Origin of the sequence: Sphingomonas sp., assembly GCF_036677245.1 — a bacterium.
Classification (GTDB): domain Bacteria; phylum Pseudomonadota; class Alphaproteobacteria; order Sphingomonadales; family Sphingomonadaceae; genus Allosphingosinicella.
On sequence record NZ_JAKFCG010000117.1, the window covers coordinates 1 to 2,167 of the forward strand.

A 2,167-nucleotide genomic window follows, 5' to 3' on the forward strand; every position below is an offset into this window, starting at 1 on the left:
CGGCGACCACGGCCTCAACATGAAACGCGGCTTCGATGCGGTGGCGGCCGATATCGACCAGATCGCCAGCAAGCCGCTGCCCGATGCGCTCAAGGCAATCGGCACCAAGCTGGTGATGACCATCGGCGGCGCTTCCGGACCGCTCTACGGCACGCTGTTCCTGACCCTGGGTAAGGAGCTAGCGGTGTCGCCGGGCGACTATGCCGGCGCCTTCCGCCGCGCCGTCGACGCCGTCGCCGCCCGCGGCAAGTCCGAGATCGGCCAGAAAACCATGCTCGACGTGCTCTATCCCGTCGCCGATGCCCTGGGCGCCGGCAAACCGCTGCCCGAACTGCTGGCCATCGCCAATGCTGAGGTCGCCGCCACCGGTCCTCGCAAGGCCACCCGCGGCCGCGCCTCGTTCCTCGGTGACCGCTCGATCGGCCATATTGATCCGGGTGCGCGCTCCAGCGCCCTCATCCTCGAAGCGGTTGCAGGAGCGCTGCAATGAAGAATGTAGGTATCGTCATCGTCTCGCATTCGCCGCTGGTCGCCGAGGGCGCTGCCGACATGGTGCGCCAGATGGTCGGCGACGAGGTGCCGCTCGCCTGGTGCGGCGGCAACCCCGAAGGCGGGCTCGGCACCTCGGTGGAAGCGATCATCGCCGCCATCGATCGCGCCTGGTCCGATCGCGGCGTTGCGATCCTCGTCGACCTTGGCGGCGCCGAGACGAATTCCGAAATGGCTATCGAGATGCTCGACGGCGACCGCAGCCGCAAGGTCGTGGTCTGCAACGCGCCGGTCGTCGAAGGCGCGGTCATGGCGGCCACCGAGGCCTCCGGGGGCGCTTCGCTCGCCGAGGTTCGCGCCACCGCAGAGGAACTGTCACCGGCATGAACAAGGCAACCGATTTGGCTGAGGCACAGGTGCTCATCACCCACGATGTGGGCCTGCATGCACGCCCCTCGGTAAAGCTCACCAAGCTCGCAAAGGGGTTTGGCGCGCGCATCGTGCTGGCGCTGGCGGAGGAGGGCCCGTGGGTCGATGCTAAGTCGATCGTCAAGGTGATGGCCACCAAGGCCCCCAAGGGCTCGACGCTGTACCTCCGCGCCGAGGGCGATGACGCCGAAGATGCAATCGAGGCGCTGGTCGGGCTGGTCGAGCGGAACTTCGATGAGGGCGCCACCCATGCCGACGCATAGGGCAACCGGCACCGTCGCTTCCATCGGCTACGCCTCCGGACCGCTGTTCCTCATCGAGCGGAGCACCGCGAGCTATGTCGGAAGCGGCAACGCCGCCACCGAGGCCGAACGCCTCCAGGCCGCCATTCGCCGCGCCTCGGATGCCGTTGCGGAACTGATGGCGAAAGCCGAGCCCGAGTCCGCCGCCATCCTCGAATTCCAGGTCGCGATGCTGGAGGACGAGAGCCTTGCCGCGCCGGCATTTGCGGAGGTTGCCACTGGCGCCGATGCCGCAACCGCCTGGTCCGACGCACTTGCCGGGCAGATCGCCGATTACGAGTCCGCCGACGACGCCTATTTCCGCGCCCGCAGCGCCGACCTGCGCGATATCCGCGACAGCGTGCTGCGAGCGCTCTCCGGCGCCAAGTCGGGCAAGGCGCCGGCCGGAGCGGTGCTCCTCGGCAACGACATCACGCCGACCCAATTCCTGGCGATGGACTGGAAGCAGGGCGGGGGGATCGTCCTCCACAGCGGCAGTTCGGCCAGTCACGTCGCCATGCTCGCCCGTTCGCGTGGTGTGCCCATGCTGGTCGGGGTCGGGACGATCGAAGCCGCAAACGACGATCTGGTGCTGGTCGATGCCGAACACGGGCGCATAATCGTGTTGCCCGACACCGAAGCCCAGCGAGAGTTCCTCAAGGCCTCGACGGCGCACCACCAGCTGCTCAACCTGGCGCGCAGCCACCTGCGCCGGCCCGCCGTGACTGCCGACGGCCTGCAGATCGAGGTGTTGGTCAACATCGCCGAGCCGGTGGATGTCGATACCATCGACATCGCGACCTGCGACGGCGTTGGGCTGATGCGGACCGAGTTCCTGTTCAGCCGCGGCCTGCCGGACGAGGAGACGCAATACCAGGCCTACCGCAAGGTGCTGGAGTGGGCCGCCGGCAAGCCCGTCACCATCCGGACCGTCGATGCCGGCGGCGACAAGCCGGTTCGCAATTACA

General features: G+C 67.8%; 4 protein-coding genes. All 4 read left to right on the forward strand.

Translation table 11 applies throughout. The features are described 5' to 3' along the window. Nucleotides 1-490: dihydroxyacetone kinase subunit DhaL (dhaL, locus tag V6M48_RS12015; protein WP_332812764.1), on the forward strand; the 490-nt coding region annotated here is incomplete at its 5' end. Further along, nucleotides 487-876: a dihydroxyacetone kinase phosphoryl donor subunit DhaM gene (dhaM, locus tag V6M48_RS12020; protein WP_332812765.1), complete on the forward strand. Its 390-nt coding sequence runs from the start codon at nucleotides 487-489 to the stop codon at nucleotides 874-876. The genes dhaL and dhaM, both read left to right, overlap by 4 nt. Beyond that, a complete protein-coding gene (locus V6M48_RS12025) occupies nucleotides 873-1,181 on the forward strand; it encodes an HPr family phosphocarrier protein (protein WP_332812766.1) in 309 nt (102 codons plus the stop codon). The genes dhaM and V6M48_RS12025 overlap by 4 nt, the downstream gene beginning before the upstream one ends. Continuing rightward, nucleotides 1,099-2,167 (forward strand): putative PEP-binding protein (locus V6M48_RS12030; RefSeq protein WP_332812767.1); only part of this gene is annotated, 1,069 nt, incomplete at its 3' end. The genes V6M48_RS12025 and V6M48_RS12030, both read left to right, overlap by 83 nt.

What these genes read in the sequence shown, in the direction of transcription:
- dhaM (WP_332812765.1), top strand. Translation starts at nt 487, where the DNA reads ATGAAGAATGTAGGTATCGTCATCGTCTCGCATTCGCCGCTGGTCGCC.
- V6M48_RS12025 (WP_332812766.1), top strand. Translation starts at nt 873, where the DNA reads ATGAACAAGGCAACCGATTTGGCTGAGGCACAGGTGCTCATCACCCAC.